General features: G+C 41.7%; 3 protein-coding genes. 2 read left to right on the top strand and 1 reads right to left on the bottom strand.

Annotated features, from left to right (window positions below; translation table 11 throughout):
- On the bottom strand, nt 1-2,311 hold a 2,311-nt coding region (locus V7K89_RS07240), incomplete at its 3' end, for an NACHT domain-containing protein (RefSeq protein WP_335185712.1).
- Nucleotides 2,312-2,478: 167 nt separating this feature from the next.
- Here V7K89_RS07240 and V7K89_RS07235 point away from each other — a divergent pair.
- Both V7K89_RS07235 and V7K89_RS07230 read left to right on the top strand, forming a co-directional pair.
- Nucleotides 2,479-2,673 carry a hypothetical protein gene (locus V7K89_RS07235; RefSeq protein ID WP_335185710.1) on the top strand — a complete coding sequence of 65 codons (195 nt, stop codon included), beginning with the start codon at nt 2,479-2,481 and terminating at the stop codon, nt 2,671-2,673.
- Between the two features lie 304 nt (nt 2,674-2,977).
- On the top strand, nt 2,978-3,250 hold the full coding sequence (locus V7K89_RS07230; RefSeq protein WP_335185708.1) for a Pepco domain-containing protein: 273 nt from the start codon (nt 2,978-2,980) through the stop codon (nt 3,248-3,250).
- The last annotated feature ends 86 nt before the right edge of the window (nt 3,251-3,336 follow it).

Here is a 3,336-nt window from a genome sequence, read left to right as displayed (position 1 = left end):
CCGCTTGCCTACGGGTAGATTCATCTTGAGAATCACGAACTAACTCTACTAATGCAGCGATAGTAGTGGGATTATCTGGAGCTATTCTACTTAAACTTGATGCCGCTTGCCTACGGTTAGATTCATCTTGAGAATCACGAACTAACTCCTCTAATGCAGCGATCATAGTGGGATTATCTGGAGCTATTTTCCTTAAAGTATATGCCGCTCCCCAAGGGTTAATTTTAGATTGAGAATCATGAATTAACTCCACTAATGCAGTGATCGCAGTGGGATTATCTGGAGCTATTTCCCCTAAAGTATATGCCGCTCCCCAAGGGTCAATTTTAGATTGAGAATCACGAATTAACTCCACTAATGCAGCGATCGCTTTTTTGCGATCCGTTTCTGCCAGTACAGCTTTAGCCTTTTCTTTTATATGTTCGTCAAAACTCTGCCACTGCTGTTTTTTAAAATTTAAATAACCAAAGCCCCATTTAACAATTCGCTTGACGATCGCATCTGCCGAAGCACAATCTTTAAACTCGGCAATCCCAGCTGCGGCTAGAAAATAGGCTCGATATTCATAAAACCCTTTCCAGTTATGAATTTGACTCTGACTGTTGCACCCATCTTCAAACTCTACTAATGCTTTGATAAAATCTTCCTTCTGTTGCTTTTTTACATCTTCTCGTCCCAACCACAGTAAAATCACCTCTTTCCACTGCGGCTCAAATATGCGATATATTCCTTGTTGCGGGTTTTCAGGAACGTGATTCAAAAAATAGTGCCAATCGTCAACAGCTAACGCGGCAAAATATTCCTCAAAGGTGGCATGGTAGAAAGCATAAACCTTTTCTTTGCTAGGAGATTCAGCTGCAATTCCTACATGATTTAGCCAGCCGAGTTGCCAAGCTTTGTAAAATAGTGAAGTCTGATCATCTACATCTCCCAGTTCCTCACTAATAAAACTTTCCCGCAACCGGAACCGCGAACTGCCTTCTTTGATATCCCGCAGTGCTAAAAGTCCCAAGGCTTTGTTTAAATCGCGTTGTTCTTTTGTGCTGGTGGGGAAACGGTTTTGTTTCCATCTGTAGAATTGCTGCACACACTGATGATACAGTCCCGCTTTTGTCTCTGGTAAATTTCCCTCCTCAGTCTGCCAGATACCACACAACAGCGCCAACCGCAGGGGAGTTTGCACCAAGTCTTGCAGGCGTACTCGTTCAGCTGAGTCTAATTCTGCCTTTAACCGTTCTCCTTTTTTACTGAGGTTGCCAAACCAGTTATCGATAAATTGATGCACCTGTTGGGGATAGTCAAAGTCTAGCAAGCGATAGGTTTCAAAGGTTTCCAGGGCGTTAACATCCGCTTGCCAAACATTCAGCCGACAAGTTAACACTACCCGCGATGAACGCACTACCCATCCAGTTAACTGACGGGAAATTTCCTCTAATGGCTGGTGAGATGCTTCCCCTCCAGACATTTCATCTACTCCATCTAACAGTAGCCACACTCGTCCCTGCTGTATTTGCTTTGTAAAGTCTTCCCGCACTTCCTGAGTTAATTGTATTGCAGGAATTGCTTGCTCTAGCCAACTATTACATATATATGTTTGAATATCTGTCAAAGTACCATTTCGCCCCAAGTCTGCCAGAGAAATCCAGACTGGTAAACCTAAGTCTTTCTCTAACACCCAAAAAGCTATAGTTTGCAGGAGTGTTGTTTTTCCTGCACCTGGTTCTCCAATCACAGCTATTTGCTGGCCTTTGGTTTTACCTTCACCGCGTTCTAGAATTTGACTTAAGAAAGCTTCATGCTCAAATCGCTGCTGCGTTTCATACTGCGGTTCATAAAGCTGTGTTCCCACATCTGGAGAAAAGTTACCCTTGTCGCGTTTATCTATTTTTGTGCGTTGTACCAGTGCTAAAGGAACATAAATTTGTTCTTTATCTTTTCTGGCAGATTCATCTTGCATGATGAAATTGCTGGTTGTCCGCCGCTGCGGTTCTAGCATCTTGTTACACACTTCGCGCCAGTTGATAGTTTGTGCTGATGAACTTTCATCAGCAATATCATTCCAATTTAGACTCAGAGCATCAATAATAGACCGGAAACTACTTTCATCTACAGCCTCTCCTCTGAGAAATCTTTTAACTGTACTATCGTCTACAAAAGACTTTTTTGCTAAGTATTCCTGAGTCCAAGACTTTTTACCACGCTTATTCAAGATTTCGTCGTCTGGCTTTTTAAGTTCAGCCATTCTGCAACGAACTTGTTCAAGTCCTTCTGCGGTTGCTGCGATACTACGAGACTTTGGCGTTCTACTCATGAATGGACAGTAGATTACTTAGACATCACTGGTTCCAGTGTAGTACTTGGCTGTAGTTGATACTAGTTCAGAAAGGTTCAGTTTGGTTTGCACTGTTTTGCTCTGGAGAAACAGTTTGCTGTCAAACTACCTTTGTCTCAAGAGCAATTGAGATGAGGTCAAAATAAATGTTTAATAGCCAAACAACCACTTTTCAAGCAAAACACAGTATTACATCTGTCCAACCCACAAATCCACAATACCAAGTTGATGTTACACCTGTATTGCTGCAACAACCTTCTAGCCCATTTGCGATCGCACTCAGTATCTCTATCATCATTGGTGCAATCGCTGGATTGATTAAAACCCTAAAATCTGGCTAATCCCCACATTCCGCTCAGAAGTTAACTTCTGGGCTAATAGACCGATAGACAAATTATAAATGTTTACGGGGATAGAGTTACACGGATTCGCAAAGAGCGATCGTCACTTTTCAAGACAGACATCACTGGACTGTTTAAAACTCTTAAATCTCACTAATTTCAACATCTCAAAGTTCTCTGTGCATTAGCCCCTAATTGAGAATTGTCCAAGATATTCGGTGAAATTTCTTAGTAATCGGAATCGCTATCTCTACCGTTGTATCTATAATTTATAGGAAAATTCCATCTAAATATTTAAAGTAATATGTTAGAAACAGCTCCAGACGGCATTTGGATTGTTACCGATGAAACGCCGCAAATATCGATTCCTGATGGTGCTAAAGGCGGCAGTACGAATATACGTAGTTGGGGAGACGAAGCTATCAAAGAAAGTATTGCTAGCAAAGGGGTAGGAGATGCCGTTAAGGTTAGCGCTCAAAAATTAGAGCAAAATATGACTCACTTTCTCAAGGTAGTAGGAAGTTTGTTTAGTCAAGCTGAACAGCAAGCAAAAGTCAACTCTAGGATGCAACTATAGCAGTTCCTGCTTGAGTGCAATACAGTATGGGATGATGGAGTATATCAACGTCTAAGTGCCTGTAGAATGAAACCTTACTCCTGTGA

This window comes from Nostoc sp. (assembly GCF_036917515.1).
Lineage (GTDB): Bacteria > Cyanobacteriota > Cyanobacteriia > Cyanobacteriales > Nostocaceae > Nostoc.
The sequence above is the reverse complement of the archived record's forward strand: the minus strand, read 5'-3'. Positions and strand labels throughout refer to the sequence as shown.

What these genes read in the sequence shown, in the direction of transcription:
- V7K89_RS07230 (WP_335185708.1), top strand. Translation starts at nt 2,978, where the DNA reads ATGTTAGAAACAGCTCCAGACGGCATTTGGATTGTTACCGATGAAACG.
- V7K89_RS07235 (WP_335185710.1), top strand. Translation starts at nt 2,479, where the DNA reads ATGTTTAATAGCCAAACAACCACTTTTCAAGCAAAACACAGTATTACA.